At 35.6% G+C, this 25819-nt stretch carries 23 protein-coding genes, 1 pseudogene and 2 riboswitches; of the genes and pseudogenes, 5 read left to right on the forward strand and 19 right to left on the reverse strand.

Annotated features, from left to right (window positions below; genetic code table 11):
* Positions 1–14: 14 nt before the first annotated feature.
* The 8 genes from THEBR_RS10010 to THEBR_RS10040 form a co-directional block, all read right to left on the reverse strand.
* Positions 15–659, reverse strand: a complete 645-nt coding sequence (locus tag THEBR_RS10010) for a bifunctional 4-hydroxy-2-oxoglutarate aldolase/2-dehydro-3-deoxy-phosphogluconate aldolase (protein WP_012269693.1) — start codon at positions 657–659, stop codon at positions 15–17.
* Positions 656–1606 (reverse strand): sugar kinase, encoded by a 951-nt coding sequence (locus tag THEBR_RS10015; protein ID WP_012269694.1) that lies wholly within the window; start codon positions 1604–1606, stop codon positions 656–658. Before THEBR_RS10015 ends, THEBR_RS10010 begins: the two co-directional genes overlap by 4 nt.
* Before the next feature lie 5 nt (positions 1607–1611).
* On the reverse strand, positions 1612–2373 hold the full coding sequence (locus THEBR_RS10020) for a fumarylacetoacetate hydrolase family protein (protein WP_012269695.1): 762 nt from the start codon (positions 2371–2373) through the stop codon (positions 1612–1614).
* Positions 2373–3017 (reverse strand): bifunctional 4-hydroxy-2-oxoglutarate aldolase/2-dehydro-3-deoxy-phosphogluconate aldolase, encoded by a 645-nt coding sequence (locus THEBR_RS10025; protein ID WP_012269696.1) that lies wholly within the window; start codon positions 3015–3017, stop codon positions 2373–2375. The genes THEBR_RS10020 and THEBR_RS10025 overlap by 1 nt, the downstream gene beginning before the upstream one ends.
* Before the next feature lie 121 nt (positions 3018–3138).
* Entirely contained in the window at positions 3139–3912 is a 774-nt protein-coding gene (locus tag THEBR_RS10030; protein ID WP_012269697.1) for an IclR family transcriptional regulator, read from the reverse strand.
* A 24-nt stretch (positions 3913–3936) separates the two neighbouring features.
* Complete coding sequence (locus THEBR_RS12305; RefSeq protein WP_483027420.1) at positions 3937–4236, reverse strand: TRAP transporter large permease subunit; 300 nt, start codon at positions 4234–4236, stop codon at positions 3937–3939.
* 2 nt (positions 4237–4238) lie between these two features.
* Entirely contained in the window at positions 4239–4556 is a 318-nt protein-coding gene (locus THEBR_RS12820) for a TRAP transporter large permease subunit (RefSeq protein WP_208853770.1), read from the reverse strand.
* Positions 4557–4560: 4 nt separating this feature from the next.
* Positions 4561–5844: a nickel pincer cofactor-dependent isomerase, group 22 gene (locus tag THEBR_RS10040; RefSeq protein ID WP_012269698.1), complete on the reverse strand. Its 1284-nt coding sequence runs from the start codon at positions 5842–5844 to the stop codon at positions 4561–4563.
* Between the two features lie 205 nt (positions 5845–6049).
* Between THEBR_RS10040 and THEBR_RS12170 the strand changes: the two are divergent.
* Positions 6050–6217: pseudogene (locus THEBR_RS12170) on the forward strand (transposase); the annotation flags it as partial.
* 123 nt (positions 6218–6340) lie between these two features.
* Here THEBR_RS12170 and THEBR_RS10045 read toward each other — a convergent pair.
* From THEBR_RS10045 to lplA, 10 genes are all read right to left on the reverse strand, one after another.
* The gene (locus THEBR_RS10045) at positions 6341–8830 is read right to left on the reverse strand and encodes a transglycosylase domain-containing protein (protein WP_003867048.1); all 2490 of its coding nucleotides are present in this window, start codon (positions 8828–8830) and stop codon (positions 6341–6343) included.
* 154 nt (positions 8831–8984) lie between these two features.
* Positions 8985–10154: an iron-containing alcohol dehydrogenase gene (locus THEBR_RS10050; RefSeq protein ID WP_009051896.1), complete on the reverse strand. Its 1170-nt coding sequence runs from the start codon at positions 10152–10154 to the stop codon at positions 8985–8987.
* 243 nt (positions 10155–10397) lie between these two features.
* The gene (locus THEBR_RS10055; protein ID WP_012269700.1) at positions 10398–11141 is read right to left on the reverse strand and encodes an SIS domain-containing protein; all 744 of its coding nucleotides are present in this window, start codon (positions 11139–11141) and stop codon (positions 10398–10400) included.
* Between the two features lie 14 nt (positions 11142–11155).
* A complete protein-coding gene (locus tag THEBR_RS10060) occupies positions 11156–11455 on the reverse strand; it encodes a PTS sugar transporter subunit IIB (RefSeq protein WP_012269701.1) in 300 nt (99 codons plus the stop codon).
* A 17-nt stretch (positions 11456–11472) separates the two neighbouring features.
* Entirely contained in the window at positions 11473–12747 is a 1275-nt protein-coding gene (locus THEBR_RS10065; protein ID WP_009051900.1) for a PTS ascorbate transporter subunit IIC, read from the reverse strand.
* Between the two features lie 92 nt (positions 12748–12839).
* The gene (locus THEBR_RS10070; RefSeq protein ID WP_012269702.1) at positions 12840–14957 is read right to left on the reverse strand and encodes a BglG family transcription antiterminator; all 2118 of its coding nucleotides are present in this window, start codon (positions 14955–14957) and stop codon (positions 12840–12842) included.
* Between the two features lie 132 nt (positions 14958–15089).
* Positions 15090–16256, reverse strand: a complete 1167-nt coding sequence (locus tag THEBR_RS10075; protein ID WP_012269703.1) for a pyridoxal phosphate-dependent aminotransferase — start codon at positions 16254–16256, stop codon at positions 15090–15092.
* Positions 16257–16365: 109 nt separating this feature from the next.
* Positions 16366–16809 (reverse strand): OsmC family protein, encoded by a 444-nt coding sequence (locus THEBR_RS10080; protein ID WP_003867059.1) that lies wholly within the window; start codon positions 16807–16809, stop codon positions 16366–16368.
* Between the two features lie 89 nt (positions 16810–16898).
* The gene (lpdA, locus tag THEBR_RS10085) at positions 16899–18554 is read right to left on the reverse strand and encodes a dihydrolipoyl dehydrogenase (RefSeq protein WP_012269704.1); all 1656 of its coding nucleotides are present in this window, start codon (positions 18552–18554) and stop codon (positions 16899–16901) included.
* A gap of 184 nt (positions 18555–18738) precedes the next feature.
* On the reverse strand, positions 18739–19719 hold the full coding sequence (gene lplA / locus THEBR_RS10090; RefSeq protein ID WP_003867061.1) for a lipoate--protein ligase: 981 nt from the start codon (positions 19717–19719) through the stop codon (positions 18739–18741).
* Positions 19720–19813: 94 nt separating this feature from the next.
* Positions 19814–19919: riboswitch (glycine riboswitch) on the forward strand.
* Between the two features lie 2 nt (positions 19920–19921).
* A riboswitch (glycine riboswitch) is annotated at positions 19922–19993 on the forward strand.
* Positions 19994–20067: 74 nt separating this feature from the next.
* Here lplA and gcvT point away from each other — a divergent pair.
* From gcvT to gcvPB, 4 genes are read left to right on the forward strand one after another with little or no spacing between them, the layout of a single operon-like run.
* Positions 20068–21174, forward strand: coding sequence for a glycine cleavage system aminomethyltransferase GcvT (gcvT, locus tag THEBR_RS10095; protein WP_012269705.1), 1107 nt, complete (start codon positions 20068–20070; stop codon positions 21172–21174).
* A 12-nt stretch (positions 21175–21186) separates the two neighbouring features.
* On the forward strand, positions 21187–21567 hold the full coding sequence (gene gcvH / locus THEBR_RS10100; RefSeq protein ID WP_003867063.1) for a glycine cleavage system protein GcvH: 381 nt from the start codon (positions 21187–21189) through the stop codon (positions 21565–21567).
* Positions 21568–21571: 4 nt separating this feature from the next.
* The gene (gene gcvPA / locus THEBR_RS10105) at positions 21572–22915 is read left to right on the forward strand and encodes an aminomethyl-transferring glycine dehydrogenase subunit GcvPA (protein WP_012269706.1); all 1344 of its coding nucleotides are present in this window, start codon (positions 21572–21574) and stop codon (positions 22913–22915) included.
* Positions 22912–24366, forward strand: a complete 1455-nt coding sequence (gcvPB, locus tag THEBR_RS10110; protein ID WP_012269707.1) for an aminomethyl-transferring glycine dehydrogenase subunit GcvPB — start codon at positions 22912–22914, stop codon at positions 24364–24366. Before gcvPA ends, gcvPB begins: the two co-directional genes overlap by 4 nt.
* Positions 24367–24427: 61 nt before the next feature.
* On the opposite strand, the gene fbp is transcribed toward gcvPB, so the two are convergent.
* Complete coding sequence (fbp, locus tag THEBR_RS10115) at positions 24428–25516, reverse strand: fructose-1,6-bisphosphate aldolase/phosphatase (protein WP_003867067.1); 1089 nt, start codon at positions 25514–25516, stop codon at positions 24428–24430.
* Between the last annotated feature and the right edge of the window lie 303 nt (positions 25517–25819).

Consider the following 25819-nt stretch of genomic DNA (forward strand, 5'->3'; position numbering starts at 1 on the left):
TTATGACTTCTATTTTAATTTGTTTTGCGTGCCCGCTTCACTTCTTCAACCAATTGACGAGCTTTTTCAGTTATTAATTCCCATTTACCCTCTTGAATCATCTGGCGGGAAACTAAAGAGCCTCCTACCCCAACTACGTCAACGCCAGCTTTAATAAAATCGGCAATATTATGCAAATCTATTCCTCCAGTAGTCATTAAAGGAATATGTCCTAATGGTCCGCGTATATCCTTGATATACCCGGGGCCCAAGATACTAGCTGGGAAAACCTTAATCATATCAGCGCCTAATTCATATCCTTTAACAATCTCTGTAGGAGTCATACCACCGGGAATAACAATTTTTCCATATCGTTTGCTAACGGTTATAACATCTGGATGTAGGCTTGGAGATACTATAAATTGTGCACCCGCTAAAATTGCCATACGGGCCGTTTCTCCATCCATTACTGTACCTGCACCCAGCAAAATCTCATCCCCGAATCTTGTCGCCAAGTCCTTTATTACATCAATTGCCCGGGGAGCATCAACAGTGATCTCAATAATGCTAATCCCACCTAACATTAAAGCTTCAACCAATCTATGGGCAGTCTCAAATTGAACTCCTCGAACAACTGCCACCAATCCCTGTTCCTTTAGTCTTACTAAATCATTCTTCATCGATCAATCCCCTCCCTCTCTCCCATGAATACTAAAACCTCATCCATTGTTGGTAAACCTTCAACATCGCCTATAACTGTAGTCACAATTGCACCTACTGCATTAGCAAGCCTTACAGCTTTTTCTAAACTGTAACCTTTGAGCAATCCTGTTACAAAACCAGCCGCAAAGCCATCTCCTGCACCAATGGGATCTACTACTTTCTCAATGGGAAACCCAGGAATAAATTTACTCTCAGACTTCGTTGCATAGTAAGCTCCTTGTTTCCCCATCTTCACTACAACAGTACCTACCCCTAATCCTAAAAATTTGGCAGCTATCTTCTCCGGTTCCCTCTCCCCTACTAATATCTCTCCTTCGCTCACTCCCGGTAATACAATATCCGCTTGAGCCGCTAACTCCATTATTACTTCTCTTGCTCGTTCCTTGCTCCATAGTTTTAAACGAATGTTTGGATCAAATGTAATTTTTACACTCCTACTCTTCGCTATTTTTATCGCTTCTTTTACCGTCTGGTAGCACGACTCACTTAATGCCGGAGTAATTCCAGTAAGATGTAAGTATTTTGCTGAACCAATATAATCAGGATCAAGGTCTTCCGGTCTGAGCCGGCTCGCAGCTGAACCACGCCTATAATAGTAAACTCTACTCTCGCCGTATTCTCTTCGCTCCTTAAAATATACAGCCGTCGGCGCATCTGGATCAAATTTTACCCTGGATGTATCCACCCCTTCTCCCCGTATAAATGACAAAATATATTTCCCAAACTCATCATTTCCTAGTTTGCTAATCCAACCTGCCCTATGCCCTAACCTCACTATACCAATGGCAAAATTAGATTCAGCACCACCAATCTGTTTAATAAACTTGTTAACATATCTAAGGGGGCCAGAAATTTCTGGAGTCATGAGAACCATTGTTTCTCCAAGAGTAACTACATCTAGCATCTTCTTCATCTCCCTTCAACTACATAATTTTGAAGGTTTCCTATACCTTCGATTTTTGCTTTAATGTGGTCCCCTGGTTTTAGAAATCCAGCCCCAGGAGGAGTACCTGTAATAATAACGTCACCAGGATTTAAGGTCATAATGCCCGAAATATAGGACACTAATGTTGGTACATCAAATATCATGTCAGATGTTTTCCCTCTTTGAGTTTTAGTGCCATTCAAATACATTTCAAGTTCCAAGTTGCTTGGGTCTAAATCGGTCACAATCCATGGACCAAGAGGTAAAAAAGTATCATACGATTTAGCTTTGGTCCAGGGACCTCCCGTCATTTTATCCTTAGCTGTCAGGTCATTGGCAATTGTATAACCAAAAACATGTCTTAATGCTTCATCTCTACTTACATTTTTTACAGTATCTTTTATTACCACAGCCAATTCTACTTCATAACCAAGTTCCTTTACATCAGGAGGATAAACAATATTTTCCTCCGGGCCAATCACTGCCGAGGGTGGTTTTAAAAATATTACCGGTTCTTGAGGAACTTGAGCATTGAGCGCTGCAACATTTGAGTAGTAATTTAATCCCACCCCGATAATCTTGCTTGGAACCACTGGAGACAATAACTTAACTTCCTCAAGAGGGTATTTTGTTTCGGTTGCTTTCCAATCATCAAAAATATTGCCTTCTATTACATGTACAATTTGATTATCTAGAACTCCGTAAAAAACCTCGTTGTTTGTTTTAAAACGAACAAAGGTAGTCATCATCCGTCACCTCCTTTCCGCACCTCGCGAATTATTTTTAAATACTGCTCTGTTTTTCTCTTTATCTCATTATATCTCCCATCTTGAACAATCTTGTTATTTACCAAATCACTCCCTATCCCTAAAGCTATTGCCCCAGCTCTTAAAAAATCAGCTGCATTTTTAAGGTTAATCCCGCCTACCGCCATCATCTGCAAATTAGAATACGGTCCTAATATATTTGAAAAATATTCTGCTCCAAGTGTACTTGCTGGAAAAACCTTTACCATCTTTACTCCCAATTGCAAGGCTTGCGTGATTTCAGTAGGGCTCATTACCCCTGGAATCACATCTTTTCCATAGAGATTTCCTATCTCCACAACTTCCTTAGAAAAGTGAGGCATGAGAATATATTGGGCTCCCGCTAATATTGCTAACCGGGCCGTTTCCCTATCTAGTACTGTGCCTGCACCTATCAACAATTCCTTACCAAAGCTGTCTCTTAACTTGCTGATCATTTCTATCGCACCGGGAGTATTGCAAGTTACCTCAACCGCTTTGCAGCCTCCCTCTGCTAAAGCCTCAACCACCGGAATTAAGTATTCTTCTTCTGTGCCTCTAATAATAGCAACAAGCCCAGTTTCAGCAATTAATGATAAACTCATTTCGTTCACCTCATTAATTATTTTAACAATACAAATAAATGTTTCACATTACAAAATATTGTTTTGCAATGGTCGCAAAAAAACAAGTCAAATTCTACCCAAATTAAACTTAAATTTTTAATTACCCTGAATAACCAAGGCGTTGCGATATTTTTTTGGTAATCTCTTTAACTTTAACCGCTAGCCCAGGAACTTTTTCCCAAGTTACACGATACTCTGGACCAGAAATACTCACAGAAGCTACAACCTGTCCAGTATAATCAAAAATAGGAGCAGCAACACAACGAATGCCTTCTTCATGTTCTACATTATCGATAGCATATCCTAATCTTCTAATTTCTTCTAAGTGCTTAAGCATTTCTTCTAAGCTGGTTATTGTATTCGGCGTTTTTCGAGGTAGGCCTTTAGTCTTTAAAATACTAATAGCTTCCTCTTGCGGCAAAAACGCTAATATTGCTTTTCCTACCGCAGTACAATGAACCGGAGCACGTTTGCCTATTTGCGAGTACATTTGAATAGTATTGTGAGACTCGACTTTGTCAATATAAACTATTTCCCCATCTCTTAATACACAAAGATGCACTACTTCATTTGCAAATTCCATTAATTCTTCTAAATACTGGCGAGCTACTTCTCTAAGCTCCAAATTATTTAAAATATTACTACTAAGCTCAATTATTTTTAAACCTAACTTGTATTTTTCATTTTCTTTTTCTTGCTCCACGTAACCCCATTTTGCAAGGGTACTTAAAAGGCGGTAAACAGTACTTTTAGGAAGATCAACCTCGCGAGCCAGTTCAGTAACTCCTAAACCGTTTGGGTTTTTCCCTAAAACCTCAAGAATTTTTAAGGCTCTCTCCAAAGATTGAACCGCTGTTATGTTGCTTTTTTCCATTTTTTCACCCCTTTAAAAGGTGGTTTAATCTACAAACCAGTTAAGAGGAACCATAACTAATTTAGGGAATAAAATCATTAACAGAAGCACAGCCATTTCTACTATTAAAAATGGAATAAGTTTTTTAACAAGGTCGGTCATTGAAATTTTACCTATGCCGCAACCTACATATAGAACAGTTTCAACCGGTGGAGTTATTAGACCTATAACAAGGTTCAATACCATAATGAGCCCAAAATAAATAGGGTCGATACCTGCACTTTTTACTAGTGGTAATAATATCGGTGCAAAAATTAATACTGCCGGCGTTAGATCCATTACCATTCCTAAGAACAGGAGAGAAAGATATTAATTACTATCAAAAGCATTAATTTTGAGCTAATAAGGCCCGAGAAAACATTAACAATAGCTTGAGGCAACTGTGCAGTAGATATTACCCACGCAACACTCATAGCAGTTGCTGCAACTAATAAAACCTGCCCAGTGGTTTTTGAGGCATTTATTAAAACCTTGGGGAAATCTTTTATTTTTAACTCTTTGTAAACAAAGAGGGAGATAATAAAAGCATATACTACTGCAATTGCACCCGCTTCTGTTGGCGTTACAATACCTAGTCGAATACCGCCAACTATAATAATCGATATTTAATTAAAACAGGTTACCATTTTCATCAAATTTTAATGGTTCTGGATTACTTAAAATTTCAATTTGCGGATTATTCATTGCTTCTGGTAAAAGAGCTTCCGAAATATAAATCTCATTTAGATACAAAGTATTTTTAATCCGCACAATACGAAGTTGTTCACTATTCAAACAATAAGAAGTTTTTATTGCACATTTTATCGCATATTCATCATTAGGCATAACCATTGGTATACGTACAGTTGGGGGAAAAGCAGCAGTTATAGCATTGATATACGTTTTTGCCATGTTAATATTCTCATAAACGCGCATTGTTGTAATATCAGCAGCGCCTATACCATTCCCATTCCCTTCAGTTTCCTTAGTTAGACCTAAAACAACAATTCTCTCTACTTCAACTTCACCATAGGCAAACTTTGTTGAAAAACGCCCCGTCACATTCGGGTCCATTCCATCACCACTGATGTCTTTTCCAATTTCATCAACAATTAAAATATCTAAAGGGTTAAACAAAATTTTGGGCATCAAACTTTTTGCAGTTTCTAACAACTTAGGTTCCCTTTCCAATATTTCAGAACCAGGAATTGCTTGAATCTGAGCAGTTTGATGATAAGCATTCTCTAAAATAGCCACTCCAAAAAGTATATTTGCCTTTTCAAATATAATCTTACTAAATTGAATAAGGCGTTGATCAAAGTTTTTCATACTTAACTGGTGACAAGCTTCAGCTCCCTTTTGTTTCCCTAATCCAATTACACTCATCTTAATTAGTCCACTTTCAATTATACCCCTAAAAGCAGTATGAGGCTTAATTCTATTTACAAGAACTACACCATCAGCCGCAAGTGCATATTTATCAATATAAACTGGTGTTCCTTCTACCACACCTATCTGTTCAACATCCATAGAAGATAATATTGGCACTCCCATTGTCTGCTCAGTTATGCCGAATTCTGCTAACACTTGTTTTTGTCCTTCGGCAGTGGCCCCTCCATGGCTACCCATAGCCGGTATAATAAATGGCTCAACCCCTTGACTCTTCAGAAAGTCAATCGTAGCCTTAACAATTTTAGCAAGATTAGTAATACCACGACTCCCTACCGCAACTGCTACTTTCATACCAGGTTTAAGTAATTGCTTAATTTTTTCGTTACTGAGCTCTCTAACAACAGTATCATTAATATTTTCTACAACTGGGGCACTAAAGACTTGTCTCACCTTTAAAAACTTTGGTATCTTTACTTCAGATAAGATTTTCTCAATTTCTTTGAAATCACCTAAAACAGACATTTTACATGTACCTCCTTAGGAGAACCATTTCAATGGTACCATAACTAAATCCGGGAATAAGATCAATAATAACAACGCAATCATTTCAACAATCAAGAAAGATGTTCTACATTACGAAACAATATTTCATTTCTCTCTGTTCGTAATTTTACTCTAAAGCAATGTTGTTGTCAATACCAAATATTTGTTTTTTTGGTTCTAGATTGAATATGTTTCCTACAAGCATCTCAAAGAATTTAGTAGAGATTTTAAACCTGTATACCAAGCCGCTAATGAAGAGATTGCAAGAGATGAATTTGAAAAACTTAAAAGCAAATGGCAGAATACTTATCCATATGCAATAAAAAGTTGGGAAAATAACTGGGATGCCGTTAAAACCATCATTAATAAAACAATCTTTTTCAATTTAACTCCTCCAACTATATCTTAATTTAATAATAGCACATTTTATAAAAAAAGCATACTTGAAAGCTATGCTTTCAAGTATGCTTTTTTCTCATGGTATTGGATTTGTTGTGGAAGGAGGGTTATTACTAGGCGGACTAGTTTGAGAATTACCATTGTTAGGAGGCGGATTGGTCGTTTCTCCTCCAGGAGGTTGCTCTGTACCACCGTTATTAGCGGGCGGTGGTTGAGTATTATCCCCTGGAGCATCACCATTATCAGAATTCTGTGGTGGCGGAACAGTATCATCGTATTCTTTTGGAACCACATATTTTCCATCTAGTGCAACTGCATTCTGCGCTGGTGTTCTACCTGGTGGATCTATAAACACAGCATCTTTTACCAAATCAGGAGGAGTTAAATCCGTTGCTAGTTTACCATTTTGAGAATTTATTTTTGCTGTAACATGAACAGTGCAATAAGTTGTGGGTTGAGTACCCTGTGCAAAAATTTCAGTATAGGTTCTGTCACCTCTAGGATCCAAATGACACAAATCTGTAGGAAGTTCTCCTGAATCGCGACATACTGTTACAGAAATAATTCCTGGTGGCCTTACAAAATCTTTATATGGTAAATTTTTGTGTATCTGCATCATCACTGTTTTCCAAAATATTGCTGGATAAGAACCTCCTGTAACTCCTTTACCACCATATATCATTGCTATATTCTCCCCGGTTCCCATCCACACTGAAGCCGAATAATAAGGGGTAAACCCTGCAAACCAGGCATCATAATAGTTTTCATTTGTACCAGTTTTCCCTGCAACAGGCATATTAGGAAGTCTTGCATTCGTACCCGTCCCTCCAGGTTTTACAACCTCCTGCATCATATTTGTTAATATATAAGCATTTTGCGGACTTAAAACTATATGCTGGGAAGGTTTATTTTCTAAAATTACATTCCCTTCTGAGTCAGTAACCTTTGTAAATGTAATAGGAGATGTGTAAACTCCTCCATTTGCAATCGCTCCATAAGCAGCGGCCATTTGAAGTGGGGTAACTTCTCCACCTGCTCCAAGGGAAAGGGCAGCTGGTGATTTTTCAATTCTTTCCGTTATGTCAAGCCCAAATTTTTTGCCATATTCTGCAGCAGTATTAAGCCCTATCATCTCGACAACTATCCTTACAGCAGGTATATTTTGGGATACTTTTAAAGCTTCTCTGAAGGTCATAAGACCTTTATAAGTATTTCTACTATAATTGTGAGGCTCCCAATTCCACTGTTTGTAATAAACAGGAACATCATCAACAACTGTAGCAGCTGTATAGCCTTTCTCCAATGCTGGTCCATAAACTGTAATAGGCTTTATTGAAGAACCAGGTGGTCTGCCACCTGTAGTTGCATAATTGAAAACTCTTACTTTGCCCTGAGTTTCGTCAGTTTCTCTTCTCCCAACTATACCCTTAACTTCTCCTGTTCTCCAATCCATTACTACCATGGCACCTTGAACTATTCGAATGTTGCCTTCTTTATCTTTTAAATCAGCCGGAAAAAGTTTTGAGTTTTTGAAAGCTTCCTCCATAATATTTTGGATATTTACATCCATTGTCGTGTAAATTCTAAGACCACCATTGAATATTTTGTTCATAGCCTCTTCATACGATATGTTTAATTTTTGTGAAAGAGCATTAGCCACATCCTCTTTTACTTGATCTATGAAATATTTATGTTTATCGCTGACAACAGAATAATGTATATCAAACTCCAACTTTTCATTAATAGCCTCATCGTATTGTTCTTGTGTAATGTACCCTTGTTTAAGCATTTCTTTTAAAACAAGACGCTGCCTCTCTATTGCAGCTTCTTTGTTAGCTGCAGGCGAATACAAGGAAGGGTTCTTAGTTATACCAGCAATTAAAGCACTTTCTGCTAAATCTAACTCATTAACATGTTTGTTGAAATAAGCTCTTGCAGCTGCTTCCACTCCATATGCATTTACATTAGGTCCTCCAAGGTATATTGTGTTGAGATAAGCCTCTAGTATTTGTTCTTTTGAATATTTCTGTTCCAGTCTCCAAGCAAGAATCGCTTCTTTAATTTTTCTTGAAAGGGTTTTTTCACTGGAAAGCATGGTATTTTTTACAAGCTGTTGAGTTATAGTACTTGCACCTTCAACAGGTTTACCTCCCGCTTTAATATTTGCAATAAGAGCTCCAATGATTCTTTTTGGATCAATTCCTAAGTTATTTTGATAAAATCTTTGGTCCTCAATAGCAACGAAAGCATTTTGTAAATCTTTAGGTATTTGGTCTAATGGAACCCATATCCTATTACTTGCCCCAAACAAAGTTGCTACTTCTTCTCCGTTATCTGCATAAACAATAGAAGATTGGGCTTGCTTTGTTAAAGCTTCCTCAGATATCTCGGGAGTATCTTTAATTATTGTCCATACTTTAGCTCCAATAACCCCAGCAGCTGCAAATATTAGAATTATAAAAGTATATATGACAAATTTTATTATGTTTTTTGCCACGCTTTTCTTTTTAGTTTTATCCTTCTGTTTTCTCCTTTCACTTCGCTTTAAATTTGCGTTATTATCCATATTAAATCCCCCATATTAAAGTACTCTTCTGAAAGCATATAATGATTAATATAAATTATATCATAAATTCAGGCCATTTTTATGTCCAATTTGTAACAAATCATTAAAAATCCCATCAAAAAAGTCAGCCACTAATGACTGACTTTTTAAAAGCTTATTTTGCTAATTTATATATATTGATGACATCTTCCTTTCCTAACTTTATAAAATTACCAATTTTTTTGTTGCCGTTGTCTGTGCACTTATTTGCCATCTCTTCAAATCTGTCATCAGAAATGCCTGCTTCTTTGAGCGTAACAGGAAGACCAATCGCTTTAAAAAATTCTGTCATTCGTCTTATACCTTCTAATGCTATGTCTTCGAGGTTTTCATAAGCTAAATTCACATCCCATACTCTTACAGCAAATTGTACAAAGCGATTTATATCATGCTTGTATACGTACTTCATCCAGGCTGGAAAGATAATTGCAAGTCCTGCTCCATGGGCAATATCGTAAATAGCACTTAATTCATGTTCAATTTTATGGGAAGCCCAATCTCCTATCCTTCCTGTGCTTAGTAAATCATTGTGTGCAATGGTACCTGCCCACATAATTTCTGCCCTTGCATTATAATTTGTTGGGTCTTTTAGCACAATACGCACATTATTTATAACAGTTTTTAAAGTAGCCTCACAAAACCTATCAGTCAAATCAACACCTTTGACATTTGTAAAATATCTTTCCATGACGTGTGCCATAATATCTGCAACACCACAGGCCGTTTGATAATTTGGCAATGTATATGTAAGCTCTGGATTCATAATCGCAAACTTAGGTCTTATCAAGTCATGATGAAAACCTATTTTAAACCATCCGTTTTCATTTGTAATAACTGTAGCATCACTCGCTTCACTTCCTGTTGCAGGAATAGTTAAAATTACACCTACAGGTAAGGCCCTCTCAAGCTTCGCTCTTCCTACAAAAAAGTCCCACACGTTGCCATCATAAGGCACACCCATTGCAATAGCCTTTGCAGTGTCAATAACACTTCCTCCACCAACAGCTAAGATAAAATCGATATTGTTTTCTCGACATAGTTTTATTCCTTCCTGCACAAGACTAAGCCTTGGATTAGGCTTTACCCCTGATAGCTCTATAAACTCAATCTCAGCCTCTTTTAAAGAATTTACAACTTTATCATATAAGCCAGATTTTTTTATGCTTCCTCCACCATAACAAAACAACACTTTACTGCTATAATTTTTTACTTCACTTCCAACCTGATGTTCTGTTCCCTTACCAAAAATAATTTTTGTAGGGCTTGAAAAAACAAAGTTTTCCATAAAATCACTCCTCAATGTTTTTATTATTCTAATTTAATTATAATCTATTGAAGATCAATTTCAAAAAATTTATATCTTTTATTATCCATATTGTATAAAAATTCCTTCCCTTATCATTTACAAATTTACAAAATTAAAAGTCCTTGAACGTAAAGAAAAACGTCCAAGAACTTCATCATCTGTGAAACCTTCTGTTTCTAAAAAATTAACCAACATGGCTTACTCATTTTAAAGCATTAAATCTCACAAATGTTTTACTCTTTTCTTATACTTTTCAATTAATTTTAAATTATGTTCCTCTGCTCCTTCTATATTACCGCTCAAAAATACGGGAGGAACTAAATTCTTTTTTATCATAATAAAAACTATTTCAGCCTCTATCATATTTAATATAACAGTATTAAGTACAGTAGAAAGAGGAGAAAATGAAATTTCCAGAGTATCTTTTTTAATTTTCAACGCTGCATCACCATACTGCCCACAATTATCTATAACAATATCTGCAATATCTTCGAGAAACTTACCAGAAGAATGTCTAGAAAATGTTTTTTGCTTATATTCTTTTGAGGTTATTGCCACAACTTTTAACCCTCTACGCTTAGCTTCAACTGCTGCTTCAATTGGTGCTCCATTTCTGCCAGAATGAGAAACAATAATAATACATTCTTCTTGTCGTAAATCATATCTATCAAAAATCAATTTTATTATGTCTTCATTCCTCTCATAATAAGAACTTTTTAGTGCTCCTTCATGAAGCATTAATTCTGAAGGCAAAATAGGATTTACACAAGCAAGACCTCCTGCACGATAAAACAATTCTTCTGCGGCCATATGAGAATGGCCGCAGCCAAATACATGAAAAACACTGTCTTCTTCTTTTAGAAGAGAATTAGCTATTAATGTTGCTGCCTCTTGTATATTTTTAATCTGAGTTGCTTTTATCTTTTCTACGCTTTTATAAACTTCGTCAATATACTCTAATAACAATTTTTATAGCCCCCTTAATTTTGTACTTCTTTCACTTTATCTAACCCTTCGATAAGTTTTTCTCTTAATTTTTCTTTATCAAAAAAATTATCAATAGTTATTACCACTTTTGCTATATTTTCCATCTTGTCTTTGTGAAACGTTTGAACTACAACTATATCAGCGTTAGTACTTTTTATACTTCCTATATCAGTATTTTCTACTTGCGCATTTATATCTAATTCTTTTAAAAGGTCTTCTATCATCATCTTAAGTATAAGACTGCTTCCCATACCTACACCGCATGCTGTTACAATTCTTATTCTGTCTTTCATCAACAAAACCTCCTAGGCTAAAATACCAACTTTATAAGTTTACCAATTCCTATTATTAGCCACATTATGATATACCAGTCAGGATCTGCAAGAACAGCAAGTTCAGGAGCAGTATTACTTAACATAGGCCAAGTCAGTGCTTGACCAAAAGCCAAAAATAAACCATTTATTGCTCCTCCAAATACAGCACCTTTCCATCCCCCAACTGCATTTCCAAATACTGCAGCACCAGCAGCAGGAAAGAAAAGCATTATCATTGAAGGAACTATTGTCGCAAATCCAGTTAACCCGAATATTATCATAAAGAGCAAAAATACTAGTGTTGAGCTAATAAAACCAATAAGAACTGCAGTAGGTGCATATGGAAATACTACTGGTACATCTAAAGCGGGTTTTGCACCAGGAATAAGTTTCTGCGATATTCCTCTAAAAGCAGGAACAATCTCGGCAAGAAAGAGTCTTACTCCATATAATAGAATAGTTATACCTGCGGCAAACTTAAATCCTTGAATTATTGCCCAAATAACAAAATTTAGATCTCCTGCTTGTTTTAATACAACTTCTCTTTCTGCAAAGAAACTAGCAACAAGCATTATTATCGTTATAATAAAAGCAGTTCCAACAGTAATATCTTTCATAAATTCAATTTTCTTTGGAATGTTCACTTTCTCAGTACTTTCTTCTGGTCTTCCAAATAAATGTCCAAAACATCCTGCTAAATAAGCAGCAATGGAAGAAGTATGGCCATAACCAATTTCATCACTATTTGTAACTTTCCTCATATATTTATGGAGATAAACAGGCTGAAAAGTCCAATAAAGTGCTATTAAAATCGCTCCTGTTAGTATTAAAGTACCTTGATTAATATTGGGAAATACTTCTAATAAACTTGCTGTAATAACAAGAGAAATCCACCACATTAAGTGTCCTGTTAAATATACAAATTTTGTATTAAATAGTTTTACAATAATGAGATGAATTAAAAAGCCAAGAGCCATTATTGAAACTGCAATACTTCCGAAGTTATTCGTAAAGTTTTGTAAAGTATTCTTAGCAACTGGGGCAGAAATATGAAATGCTGATGAAACTATCGTTTGAAAAGAAACAAGACCTGCTATAAAAACATCTGTCCCCGCTAGCATAATTAGTATACCTACCATTGCTTTTATAGTACCTGAAATTGTGTCTTGAAAAGATTTTTTCTGTAAAAGTAAACCAATCAATGTAACAAGACCTATTAAAACAGATACCTGATTAAACAAATTTTTAACCAAAAAATCAATTAATGCCATCAAATTCCCTCCTCTAAAAATAAACTATCTTTTATTTGTTTTCACATAGTAAATACCATTATCAAACACACAAACTCCATTTGACAAAATATCTACTTAATCAAATTTACCACTTCTTCAACGTCATTTGCCTCACATATTGTTTTTACCGTATTTTCATCTCCCAAAAGTTCTACCAGTTCAGACAATGCTTTAAGATGTGAAGAATGGTCGATTGCACAAAGGGAAACTACAATTTTTACTGGATCGTTTTCTTTATTGCCAAAGTTGACAGGATTTTTTAGTGTAATTAAGCTCATGCCTATTTTTTTAGCACCTGCTTCTGGCCTTGCGTGGGGCATCGCTATTCCTGGCGCAATAACAATGTAAGGGCCTATCTCTTTTACAGTGTTTATCATTGCATCAATATACCTCGGTTCAATTGCCCCGCTTTTCTCTAATAACTCACCTCCTATCCTCACTGCTTCCTCCCAATCTTTTGCCTCAACATTTAGTTTTATAGTATCCTTAGTCAAAAGGTCTTTTAACACTGGTTGTACAACTCCTCTCGTATTTTCATATGATGCTACATTTAAAAATTTTGATAAATCTTCTATTAACTTTTCACGATTGCCTATCACACAATGCTTTTCTATTATTTTTATTAAATCATTAATAACTGTCCCTTGCAGCTTAGGTTTAATAACAAGGTCTTTTAATAATTCTATGTCTTTCTCTGTAAGAAGCGGATTTACTTCAATGGTTTTAATACCTTCATAAGGAATTGGAACAGTAGATACTATTAGATCTATATCTTTTTCTTTCAATCTTTCTTTTACCTGATGGTATGCGACAGCATCTACTATATTCACATCAAAAACTGATTGTAATCTCGAAGAAAGAAGTTTCGCCGTACCTATTCCTGTACCACATACAACGAGGATATTAGGCTTAGGTGCTTTAGTAACTTTTAATCTTTCAATTGCAGCACCAAAATGTATTGTAAAATAACCTATTTCTTCGTCGTTTAATGCTTTGCCTGTATAATCTTCTAAAGGTTTTAAACTTTCTTTGACTATTTCAAACAATTCTTTATAATTTGCTTTAATCTCATCTAAAATGGGATTTTTTAATTTAAGTCCGTGTTTTAACCGGTATACTGTAGGCCTTAAATGGTCTAAAAGCCCTTCAAAAAGCTGTCTATCTCCTGATAAATCTTGGTGTATTTTGTTGGTGACATTTGTAATAATTTTTTCCGTCAATAACTGGTATTCAACCCAGTTTTCATTAGGATAAGGACGTGTTTTTGAGACATTACTTCCAAGAAGATGAACAGTAATATATCCGATTTCATCAAGAGGAATAGAAACTTTAAAATGGTCCTCCAACATTTTTGCAATATTTGATGCAACAGCAAATTCCTTTGTAATTTCCAAAGCTTTTAATTCTTCTTTTGGCATAATTATGTCTTTCCCTAGTTGAATCCTTTTAATCGCTATTGCTATGTGTATTACAAGGCCAGAAAATGCCGCATCCGAAAAAACAGTTTCCAGTTCTCTTTCTGCTATTTGTATGCATTCTTCGATATAAGGTATGTCTATATCTTCAAATAGCTTGGTAATTTGTTTATCAATTCCTACACTAGAACGAGTATAAATCGGAGATTTTACAATATCCAGCGCCTTATCAACGTCAATTGCCTCTGTTAGAAGTTCTATAGCAGCTCTTCGTAATCGTTTTTCATCCCCCACAACTTTGATTCCATATTTCGGTGCAGACTTTAACTGAAGTCCATGACGTGTAAGCCACTCTCTTACATCTTTTAAATCTTTTATAATGGTACTTCTTGACACCATCAATTTATCTGCAATGCTATTGATAGTGATGTAGTCTTTTTGCTGTATAAGTTCACTTAATATGATATTTACTCTTTCTTTTTGAGATAAGTTGTAATAATAAATATTGAGATTATCAAGAAGAGATAAAACTTTATTTCTGTATTCCAATAGTTCAGAAAATTCCACACCCACATTCGGTTTGCGTATCAATTGTGGCAAATTGTTGTACTTTAAAAACTCATCGATTGTATCAAGGTCGTATCTTATAGTTCTACTGCTTACATTGAATATTTTTGCAAGGTCAGAAATTTTAATAGGCGCATTAGAATTAATAAGTCTGATAAGGATTTGAGTACATCTTTCATTGAGTGTGATAATTATCACCTCTTTCATTTTAAATTATATTCTATTTATATTATTATGAAAAGCTTAACATTTTGCAATATAAATGTGGCAAAAATAAACTAAATAAATGGCATAAAATAAACTGCGGAAGGTAAGCTATTCACCTTCCGCAGTTTATTTTTAAAACTTTGACATAAATTCTTTCATTCTTTTTACTGCTTCTTCTAAGTTTTCCATAGAGGTTGCATAAGCCATGCGAACATATCCTTCACCATTTTCTCCAAAGGCATTTCCCGGCACAACTGCAACTTTTGCTTCGTAAAGGAGTCTCTTAGCAAATTCCATTGAGGTAAGGCCTGTCTTTTTTATTGAAGGGAATATGTAAAAAGCACCCTTTGGCTCAAAACAATCGAGTCCCATTTCTCTCACACTTTGAAGCAAATACTTTCTTCTTTTGTCGTACTCTTCTCTCATCATTAAAATATCTCCGTCCCCATTTTTTATAGCCTCTATACCCGCATACTGACACATCGTTGCTGCTGCTGTTACGCCGTATTGGTGTATTTTTGTCATATGTTTTATAAAATATTCTGGTGCCGCTATATATCCGAGACGCCAACCTGTCATCGCATAGGATTTAGAAAAACCGTTTATAGTAACCGTCCTTTCCCACATGTCTTTTAAAGAAGCAAAGCTTACGTGTTCAAAACCACTATATATTAGCTCAGCATAAATTTCATCAGTAACCACAATAAGGTCATATTTTTTAACCACTTCAGCTATCTTTTCCATCGCTTCTTTTGGCATTACCGCACCAGTTGGATTATTAGGATAGGGTAAAATTAAGACTTTTGATCTGTCCGTAATGTACTTCTCTAAAACATCTGCCCTTAATACAAAATCATCCTCTTCATATGTTGGGACAAAAACGGATTTAGCACCTGCAAGAATTGTACAAGGATGGTATGCCACAAATGAAGGTTCTGGAATTAATACTTCGTCTCCTTCTTCTACCAAAGTATTTAAAGCAACGTATATAGCTTCAGTAGCCCCAATTGTAACTAAAATTTCTGTTTCCGGATTGTAAGAAAGGTTATACCTTCTATTAAGATAATTCGAAATTTCTTGCCTCAATTCAATAAGCCCTGGATTTACAGTATATCCTGTTTTACCTTCATCGAGGGCTTTTTTCGCTGCTTCTCTTATATGCGCTGGCGTTACAAAATCCGGCTCTCCAATAGCAAGGGATATTGCTCCCGGCACCTCTCGCGCCATGTTAAAGAAATATCTTATGGTAGATATTTCTATAGATTTTGCTCTTTTTGCCACCTTGTCTTCAAAGTTCATCTCTAATCCTCCTAAAACAATAGTTTTATTATTATAGTTCTACAAAAATCTTAAAAATCCTCTATAATCAAAAGCACTCCACCGCAAAAAGGTGGAGTGCTTTTGACTATTATTCAACAATCACATCTGACAAAACTAATTTTACTGGATTTGCTAAAGAATCTCCTACTGGGCAGGTATTTTCTATAAACTTTGCAAATTCTTCTACTTTTTCTTTTGGGGCATCTGTCTTTATGTGCATTTTAAATCTTATTTCTTGAAAACCTGGTCTTACACCAGCTTTTCCCATAAATCCGTCTGTATCAAGGTCTCCTTCTAATTCTACCCAAAAACCTTGTAGATTTATGCCTTTCGCCTGTGCAAAAGCTGCCGCTACAATCGTCTGGCATGACCCTAAAGCGCAAAGTAAAGCCTCAACAGGATTCATCCCTTTATTCGTGCCGCCTAGCTCTTTAGGTTCATCTAAGATTATTTTAAAGCCTCTTACCTCGCTTTCAACTGCTAATCCCTCTGGCAATTTCCTTGAAACTGCTTTAAATGTTTCAATTGCCATTTTAAACTCCTCCTTTTATTTTTCAAAGTTTATGTATTTCGAAAGCCCTTTAAGAGCTTCGAAAGCACTATAGATAAATAACGTTAAAATTATACTTTGTGTACAGACTCCCCGAAAATATCCTTAACAGCTTCCATAATAGTTTCGCTTCGGGTAGGATGGGCATAAACCGCTTTCTTCAAAGCTTCTGCATCCACACCTTCTTGGCAGGCTGTTGAAAGTATGTGGATAAGTTCAGAAGCTCCACTACCTACCACCCACACACCGACTACTTCTCCTTTTTCGTTTGAAATTACTTTTGCAAAACCTTCCGTTTCTCCATATGTCTTTGCTCTCCCATTGTGTTCAAAATTAAATCTTCCCACTTTTATATCTTTAAATTTCTTTCTCGCCTCTTCTTCGGTATAGCCAAAATACCCAATCTCTGGTTCTGTAAATACTGCTGCAGGTATTTTCATATAGTCTAATGTATTTGATTCACCAAAAATGTTGTCAACTGCTACCTCCCCTTGTGCAGAAGCCACATGGGCTAACATCATTTTGCCTGTAACATCACCTACTGCATAAACCCCTTCTACATTTGTCCTCATGTACTCATCAACTTTAATAGCTTTCCCTTCAAAATCTAATAGTTCTACAATTGGACCAATATCTGTATTTAACTTCCTCCCTATAGACACAAACACTTTATCTGCGTATATGCGTTTTATATTTTCACCATTTTTAACTGTTACTATACTTCCGCCATTTTCTTCTTCATCTATTCTCTCAACTGTTGAAGAAGTATATATTTTAATCCCTCTTCTTTGAGCCACGGCCCTAATAAAAGAACTTACTTCTTTATCAAGGATGGGCAGAATGTCAGGCATCATCTCAACAACAGACACTTTCACTCCAAATTGGTTCATTATAAAGGCGAATTCCATGCCTATTACTCCGCCACCTATAATACATAAGCTTTGAGGCAAAGAGGTAATTTCAAGAATAACATCGCTATTCATGACATTTTTGGAGTTAATGCCTTCGATAGGAAGTTCAGCAGGTGATGACCCCGTTGCAATGATAATATTTTTCGCTTTAATTTTGTTTTCTCCAAAGAGCACATTCTTTTCCTTGTCAACTTTTGCTTCAGCGTAAAACAAATCCACTCCATTGGCTTTAAGTAAAGCATTTATACCTTCTGTCAGCTCTCCTACAATGTCATTTTTTCTTTTTACAATTTTAGCGTAATCAAAAGAATTTACTTTCACATCAAATCCAAATTCTCCTGACCGTTTTAAAATGTCATACACTTCAGCAATTCTCGCATAAGCTTTTGTTGGTATGCATCCTCTGTTTAAACAGGTGCCACCTAATTTATCCTTCTCAAACAAAGCCACTTTTGCACCTTTTTTAGCAGCTTTAATAGCAGCCACATATCCCCCTGGTCCAGCCCCTATGACAGCTAAATCATATTCTTTGTATTCATATTTAATTTCTTTTTGGGTGGCAGAAGGCTTTACTTCTTCAGACTGTGTAACAATTGCAATAACATCTCCCGGTTCAACTGTACTTCCAGCAGGACAAACAATTTTTGAAATAATGCCTTCATAGTCACTGTATACTTCAAAATTTACTTTATTTACTGCTATATCACATAGACAAGAGTCTTTTTCTACGTATTGTCCTTCTTCTACGTACCATTTTGTAATTCGCCCACTTTTCATCGTATCTGACAAAGCAGGTATTTTTATTTCTATTTCCATCTATATATACCTCCAATACTTTCTGTTTCATCAATCACTTACAAATCGTATCTCTTGTAATAGCTCCCCATTAGGGAGGGGATTAAATTTGATAAAATAAAAACGCCAATTATTTAACAATTTCCTTCATATATATCTTATCACTTTTTAGTTAAAAATTCAACAATTTAAAAATATTTTTTTATCAAAACATCACTTCGATTAAATTGTCAACAGTTATGTTGGCAAAATAATCATTCATGCCAATATTTGAAAGCACTTTTCTTATTTCCTCTTCCGAATGCTTTACGCCTTTTAAAAGGTTTTCTACCTCTGAAACATCGTATTTTCCAAAAAAGTCGCCGTAAATTTTTATATCTTTTATTATTCCCTTTTCTACATTTAAATTTACTTCTACAGTGCCACCGGCAAATTTTTTCTCATTTTTAAACTTGTAATCTGGCGATGTTCCAAAATTCCATTCCCATGTGCTATACTTTTCCCTGACCAATTTCTCTATCTTTTCTATATCTTCTTGAGTAAATTCATACATTTCACTTCCACGAGTTTGTTCTCTAATGTGATTCATAATGAGGTCTATAAATTGTTCTATCGTAATGGGTTCTTTTAAATGTTCACTTATGTTTGTAACTCTTTTAGACACAGATTTTACACCTTTATCTTCAAATTTTACAGGTCGCACTTTCAGTGCCGCTGACAAATCTGTAATGCTAGAAGAAAACAAAAGTGTTCCATGGTGTAATATTCTATTTTTGTAATAATATTGTGCATTTCCTGAAATTTTTTTACCGTCAATTGTTATGTCATTTCTCCCTGAAAACTCAGCATTGATAGAAAGTTTTCTAAGCACATCTATGATTGGCTGCGTAAATCTTCTAAAATCGCTGAAACTACTGACATCCTCATTTACTATAAAAGTAAAATTTAGATTGCCGAGGTCGTGAAAAACCGCTCCTCCTCCTGATAATCTTCTGACAACCGGAATTTTATGTTGTCTCACATAATCTAAATTTATTTCCGCTAATGTGTTTTGATTTTTTCCTACTATAATGCTAGGTTCATTCCTCCACAGCATGAAACATTCTTCTTGGAATTCTTTTAAAACGTATTCTTCAGCTGCTAAATTAAAATAGGGATTTGTGTTTTTATTGTAAATATATAACATAGCCACCTCTCCTCGTTTTGATTATTGACTATTACAGGGAATATAATATAATAAAAGTATAGCATATTTTAAAAAAATTTAATACTGTTTCTAGATGAAGATAGCGAGAGATATCTTTGTAAAAAGATAGCCGAAGGGGAAATATAAAGGCCCGCCAAGCCTTTATAGAAGCTCTCAGGCAAAAGTATCGCTATCGGATAGACCTCTGGAAAGCTCGGAAGAGCACCGAAGGAGCAATACTTTAAGTAGAAGCTCTCAGGTTAAAAAACAGAGGAGTTGTGATGGCATATTCTCTTGTTGTGCTCATCATAACTCCTCTGTTAAATTTTATGAAAGGGTGTGGTATGTTTGGATAACCTCAAAAAAACACCTCTTTTTGACCTTTACAAAAAATATAATGGAAAAATCATTGACTTTGCAGGATGGGCTCTCCCTGTTCAGTTTGAAAGTATAATCTCTGAACACGAAGCAGTGAGAAATGCTGCAGGACTCTTTGATGTTTCTCACATGGGAGAAATAACTGTAAAAGGAAGAGAAGCTTTTAACTTTTTACAAAATCTCATAACAAATGATTTGTCAAAACTAAAAGACAACCAAGTCTTTTATACTTTCATGTGCAATTACAATGGCGGCGTTGTAGATGACTTATTAGTCTACAAATATTCTGATGAACACTTCTTACTTGTTGTAAATGCGGCTAATATAGAAAAAGATTATAAATGGATGAAGGATAACAAAGGAGTATATGAGGTAGAGATAAATAACATTTCAGATGAAATTTCAGAGCTTGCAGTACAAGGTCCAAAAGCAGAAGAAATACTTCAAAAACTTACATATACTGATCTTTCAGAAATTAAATTTTTCTACTTTAAAGACAATGTAAAAATAGCTGGAATTGAATGCCTGGTATCAAGAACAGGATATACGGGTGAAGATGGCTTTGAAATTTACATGCCTAATAAATACGCAGTAGAATTGTGGGAAAAAATAATTGAAGTTGGAAAAGAATATGGACTTAAACCGGCAGGATTAGGTGCAAGAGATACTTTGAGATTTGAAGCAGGTTTACCTCTATACGGAAATGAACTTTCAGAAGAAATAACTCCTTTAGAAGCAGGTTTTGAGTTTTTCGTCAAATTTGACAAGGGCAATTTTATCGGAAAAGATGCTCTACTAAAACAAAAAGAAGAAGGGCTTAAACGTAAAATTGTAGGGTTTGAAATGATAGACAATGGAATTCCAAGACACGGTTATGAAGTTCGTGCTGATAATCAAAAAATTGGTTATGTAACAACAGGGTATTTCTCTCCTACACTAAAGAAAAATATAGGCCTTGCATTGATTGATTCAAAATATGCCCAATTAGGAAATCAAATTGAAATTGTGATAAGAAATAAGCCACTTAAGGCTTTAATCATAAGCAAAAACTTTTATAAGAAAAATTATAAAAAATAGGAGGTTTTTGGTATGGAAGTTATAGAAGGCTTGTATTATTCAAAAGACCATGAATGGGTCAAAGTAGAAGGAGATAAAGCATACATAGGAATAACTGACTATGCACAGCATTCTTTAGGAAATATAGTGTACATTGAGCTTCCAGAAGTAGGCGCAGAACTCTCTGCTGGCGATGTACTTGGAGTTGTAGAATCTGTAAAAGCTGCATCTGATGTTTACACACCTGTAGATGGAAAAGTACTTGAAGTAAACAATGCTATCGTTGACGACCCCTCTTTAGTAAACAATGACCCCTATGGCAGTTGGATGGCATTAGTAGAACTCAAAGACAAGTCACAGCTTGATAATTTGATGACAGCCGAAGAATATAAAAAATTTTTAGATGAGGAGTGAGAGCATGTTTCCTTACCTTCCTGCCTCCTCCAATGACGAAAAAGAAATGCTAAAAACAATAGGAAAAAATTCTATAGAAGAACTGTTTGAAAACATACCTCAAGAAGTTCGCTTAAAAAGGCCTTTAAATCTTGGAAGTCCAATGTCAGAAGTAGAACTTACAGCCCACATAAAGAAATACGCCAAAGAAAATAAAAGCCTTGAAGAGCTGACAAGTTTTTTAGGCGCTGGAGTATATGACCATTACATTCCTTCTGTTGTAAAGCATATAATATCCCGTTCTGAATTCTACACGGCCTATACCCCTTACCAGCCAGAAATAAGCCAAGGAACACTACAAGCTATCTTTGAGTACCAGACAATGATTACAAACCTTACAGGAATGGAAGTCACAAACGCTTCAATGTACGACGGAGCAACAGCCTGCGCAGAAGCTGCAATTATGGCTTGTGAAAATACAAAAAGAAAAACCATATTAGTTTCAAAAACTGTAAATCCAGAAACGCGAAAAGTTTTAAAGACTTATATGCATTTTAGAGATATCCAAGTAATTGAAATAGACGATAATGAAGGAGTAACAGATTTAGAAAAATTAAAAGCGGAAATTGGGACTAATACCGCGGCAGTAATTGTACAGTATCCTAATTTTTTTGGAATCATTGAAGATTTGCAAGAAATTGAGAAAATAACACATGAAAACAAAGCAATGTTAATAACTTACGTACATCCAATACCTCTCGGCGTACTTAAATCACCAGGAGAAATTGGCGCAGATATAACTGTAGGAGATGGTCAGTCTCTTGGCAATGGATTAAATTTTGGTGGTCCTTATCTTGGTTTTTTAGCTACAATGCAAAAGCTTGTGCGAAAAATGCCAGGAAGAATAGTAGGCCAGACAAAAGATGTAGACGGCAAAAGAGCCTTTGTGCTTACTTTGCAAGCAAGAGAGCAACACATAAGAAGAGAAAAGGCAACTTCAAATATTTGCTCCAACCACTCATTAAATGCCTTAACAGCTGCAGTGTATCTAGCAACTATGGGTAAAAAAGGTATAAAAGAAGTGGCTTATCAGTGCACTCAAAAGGCTCATTACGCTTTTTCTGTGCTTACCGCATCAGGAAAATATAAACCTGCTTTTAACAAGCCCTTCTTTATGGAATTTGCATTAAAGACTGATGTAAATGTAGACTTAATTAATAAAAAACTTTTAGAAAAGGGCATATTAGGCGGATACAACCTCCACAGAGATTACGACAAATACGAAAATACAATGTTACTGGCCTTTACAGAAAAAAGGACAAAAGAAGAAATTGATGAGTTAAAAGCTCTGTTGGAGGTGATAGTGTGAAAGAGTACAATAAATTGATATTTGAATTGTCAAATGAAGGAAGAAAAGCCTACACTCTCCCTAAGTTGGATGTAGAAGAAAAACCTTTAGAAGACATACTTCCGCAACAAATGATGAGAAAAGAAGAAATAGAGCTTCCCGAAGTAAGTGAAGTAGACATAGTAAGACATTACACCCTTTTATCAAATAAAAACTACGGCGTCGATACGGGTTTTTATCCATTAGGTTCTTGTACTATGAAGTACAATCCTAAAATAAATGAAGACATGGCATCCCTTGTCGATTTTACAGCTCTGCATCCTTACCAGCCTGTGGAATCTGTGCAAGGCGCTTTGAAACTCATGTATGAATTAGAAAATATGCTCTCTGAAATAACTGGAATGGACAAATTTTCATTACAGCCTGCTGCAGGTGCCCACGGAGAATTGACGGGACTCATGATAATTAAGGCCTATCACGAACACAGAAATGACAAAAAACGTAAAAAAATAATCGTGCCAGACTCTGCTCATGGTACTAACCCCGCTAGTGCAGCAGTTGCAGGTTTTGACGTAATTGAAATTAAATCCAACAAAGAAGGGGCTATAGATTTAGAAGCCTTAAAGGCTGTTTTAAATGATGAAGTAGCAGGACTTATGCTGACAAACCCAAGTACTTTGGGGCTTTTTGAAGAGAACATAGTAGAAATCGCAAGATTAATACACGAAGCAGGAGGTCTTCTATACTACGATGGTGCAAATCTAAATGCTATAATGGGAATTACGCGTCCTGGAGACATGGGATTTGACGTTGTACATCTAAATCTTCACAAGACCTTCTCTACACCTCATGGCGGTGGTGGCCCGGGTTCTGGACCTGTAGGTGTCAAAAAAGAGCTTGCCGACTTTTTGCCAGTGCCTGTAATAGAATTTAAAGACGGCATATATAGCTTAAACTATGATAGGCCGCTTTCTATTGGAAAAGTGAGAAGCTTTTATGGCAACTTCAATGTGCTTATAAAGGCTTATTCCTACATTTTAACTATGGGAGCTGAAGGACTTAAGAGAGCCAGCGAAATGGCAGTTTTAAATGCTAATTATCTTAAAGAAAAACTCAAAAATCACTACAAAGTCGCTATTGACAAAGTATGCATGCATGAATTTGTTTTAGCTGGTCTTTTAGAAAAAGTCAATGATATCACAACATTAGATGTAGCTAAAAGACTTATAGATTACGGTTTCCATCCACCCACAATATATTTCCCATTAATTGTTGACAGCGCCATAATGGTAGAGCCTACTGAAACAGAAAGTAAAGAAACATTAGACGCTTTCATTGAAGCAATGATTAAAATAGCAGAGGAAGCAAAAGAAAATCCGCAACTTTTAAAAGAAGCTCCACACAACACGCCTGTAAGAAGGGTTGATGAGGTACTGGCTGCAAGAAATCCTGTTTTAAAGTGGAGCAAATAAAGGAGGACCATTGAAAAAGCGGGGGATAAAAAAGACGGGTTTTACCCGTCTTTTTTATCCTTTATTCTTCCTTCCATCTCCCTTGAAGTTTTTTAACAACATGAGGTAGGGTAGTGTATTCCAATTCCTCTAAAGGCAACCTGTGAGGCTCAAAGGGTCCCATCTTTCTTATGTAATCGGCTATTTCTAACGCTTTTTCCCTTGCATTGTCAAAAGCAACATCTTTAAAGAAGTCCTGCGGGCCAATAAGCTTACCCTCTGCTAATTGAAAACCAAGTGCGCATACTCTTGGAGGCCCATCAAATCTGGTAGGCACAGCATCTTCCAATGAAACAGGTATCATAGGTCCATTATGAGACCCCCTCATCCAACCAGCAACAAGATAGGGATTAGCAAAAGGTTCCAACGCTTCACCTACTGCTGGAAGACCATTTTGGCATCTCACAATAAGTACAGGGTCATCCTTTCCTATATACTTCCCCGCCATAAAATTCATTCTTTGAGTAGAAGACACTGCTGCAATTTCATTGTTTTTTGTATACACTCTTCGTATGCAATATCGTCCTGTCGCTCCAATAAAGACCAGCATATCATAAATATCTTCTGGAGTTTCAAATATTATTTTTTTATGCCCAATCATATCATAAACTTCAAATTTAAATCCTTGGTGCATATTAGGGTCAATTGCAAGTCCTACTGTATTAAAAGGATCTGCAAACATCTTGTAAAGTGGTAAATTCCATGCTCCTGGCTCTGTTTTATCAGCCATAAAAATTATGACAGGCTCACTTTTTCTTTCTTCAATTTCCATCTCTGCAACTCCCGGTCCTAACCCCTTTATATTGCCTGAAAATGAATCTTTCAACAAATCTTGTCCTGCACCGTACAATTTAAGTTCTTTAGCTTTCTCACCACAAGACCAAAGTGCATCCCATGCAAGTTTATGAACTTCTTCGTTATCTATTCCTTCTCTATGAGTCATTATAAGTTCAATGTCATCTCCTACTCTAGTCACATGAAAGTCAATGAGCATTTTCCCTTTTTCTTTTAAATGTTTCTTAGCGATTTCAAGAAGTTCAGGATGTACGTCTGTATGCCCTACAAAGCCACCAACATCTGCTTTAATCACAGTTAAAGTTATTTTGGACATAGAATTTTCCTCCTTTTTACATTAGTATGTTATATTTTATTAATAATGTTATGCTATTTATACTTATATTATAAATTATTATATCTATTTTTCAACAATATGTCCTATTTATTTCGGATGCTCTTACGTTCATTTTTATCGTTTGAAATCAAAAACAACAATGAAACGTTTGATATTAGGTAAATCCATTGATTCTTGGTTTACCGTAGATATAGGAAAACCTGAAGTTTTCATATTAAACTCACTCCTTTCGCACATGAACCAAAAAGGTATATATCCTCTGTAAATTCCACACTCAAGCAA

Origin of the sequence: Thermoanaerobacter brockii subsp. finnii Ako-1 (assembly GCF_000175295.2) — a bacterium.
In the GTDB taxonomy this organism is placed as follows: domain Bacteria; phylum Bacillota; class Thermoanaerobacteria; order Thermoanaerobacterales; family Thermoanaerobacteraceae; genus Thermoanaerobacter; species Thermoanaerobacter pseudethanolicus.

Coding starts and splice junctions, on each gene's coding strand:
- THEBR_RS10015 (WP_012269694.1), bottom strand. CDS start 1,606: ATGCTAGATGTAGTTACTCTTGGAGAAACAATGGTTCTCATGACTCCA.
- fbp (WP_003867067.1), bottom strand. CDS start 25,516: ATGTCCAAAATAACTTTAACTGTGATTAAAGCAGATGTTGGTGGCTTT.
- THEBR_RS10065 (WP_009051900.1), bottom strand. CDS start 12,747: ATGGCATTAATTGATTTTTTGGTTAAAAATTTGTTTAATCAGGTATCT.
- THEBR_RS12305 (WP_483027420.1), bottom strand. CDS start 4,236: ATGGTAATGGATCTAACGCCGGCAGTATTAATTTTTGCACCGATATTA.
- THEBR_RS10020 (WP_012269695.1), bottom strand. CDS start 2,373: ATGACTACCTTTGTTCGTTTTAAAACAAACAACGAGGTTTTTTACGGA.
- gcvPA (WP_012269706.1), top strand. CDS start 21,572: ATGTTTCCTTACCTTCCTGCCTCCTCCAATGACGAAAAAGAAATGCTA.
- THEBR_RS10045 (WP_003867048.1), bottom strand. CDS start 8,830: ATGGATAATAACGCAAATTTAAAGCGAAGTGAAAGGAGAAAACAGAAG.
- THEBR_RS10030 (WP_012269697.1), bottom strand. CDS start 3,912: ATGGAAAAAAGCAACATAACAGCGGTTCAATCTTTGGAGAGAGCCTTA.
- lplA (WP_003867061.1), bottom strand. CDS start 19,719: ATGTTATATATTTACAATAAAAACACAAATCCCTATTTTAATTTAGCA.
- THEBR_RS10050 (WP_009051896.1), bottom strand. CDS start 10,154: ATGGAAAACTTTGTTTTTTCAAGCCCTACAAAAATTATTTTTGGTAAG.
- gcvH (WP_003867063.1), top strand. CDS start 21,187: ATGGAAGTTATAGAAGGCTTGTATTATTCAAAAGACCATGAATGGGTC.
- THEBR_RS10060 (WP_012269701.1), bottom strand. CDS start 11,455: ATGAAAGACAGAATAAGAATTGTAACAGCATGCGGTGTAGGTATGGGA.
- lpdA (WP_012269704.1), bottom strand. CDS start 18,554: ATGGAAATAGAAATAAAAATACCTGCTTTGTCAGATACGATGAAAAGT.
- THEBR_RS10070 (WP_012269702.1), bottom strand. CDS start 14,957: ATGAAAGAGGTGATAATTATCACACTCAATGAAAGATGTACTCAAATC.
- THEBR_RS10080 (WP_003867059.1), bottom strand. CDS start 16,809: ATGGCAATTGAAACATTTAAAGCAGTTTCAAGGAAATTGCCAGAGGGA.
- THEBR_RS10025 (WP_012269696.1), bottom strand. CDS start 3,017: ATGAGTTTATCATTAATTGCTGAAACTGGGCTTGTTGCTATTATTAGA.
- THEBR_RS10075 (WP_012269703.1), bottom strand. CDS start 16,256: ATGAACTTTGAAGACAAGGTGGCAAAAAGAGCAAAATCTATAGAAATA.
- THEBR_RS10040 (WP_012269698.1), bottom strand. CDS start 5,844: ATGTCTGTTTTAGGTGATTTCAAAGAAATTGAGAAAATCTTATCTGAA.
- THEBR_RS10010 (WP_012269693.1), bottom strand. CDS start 659: ATGAAGAATGATTTAGTAAGACTAAAGGAACAGGGATTGGTGGCAGTT.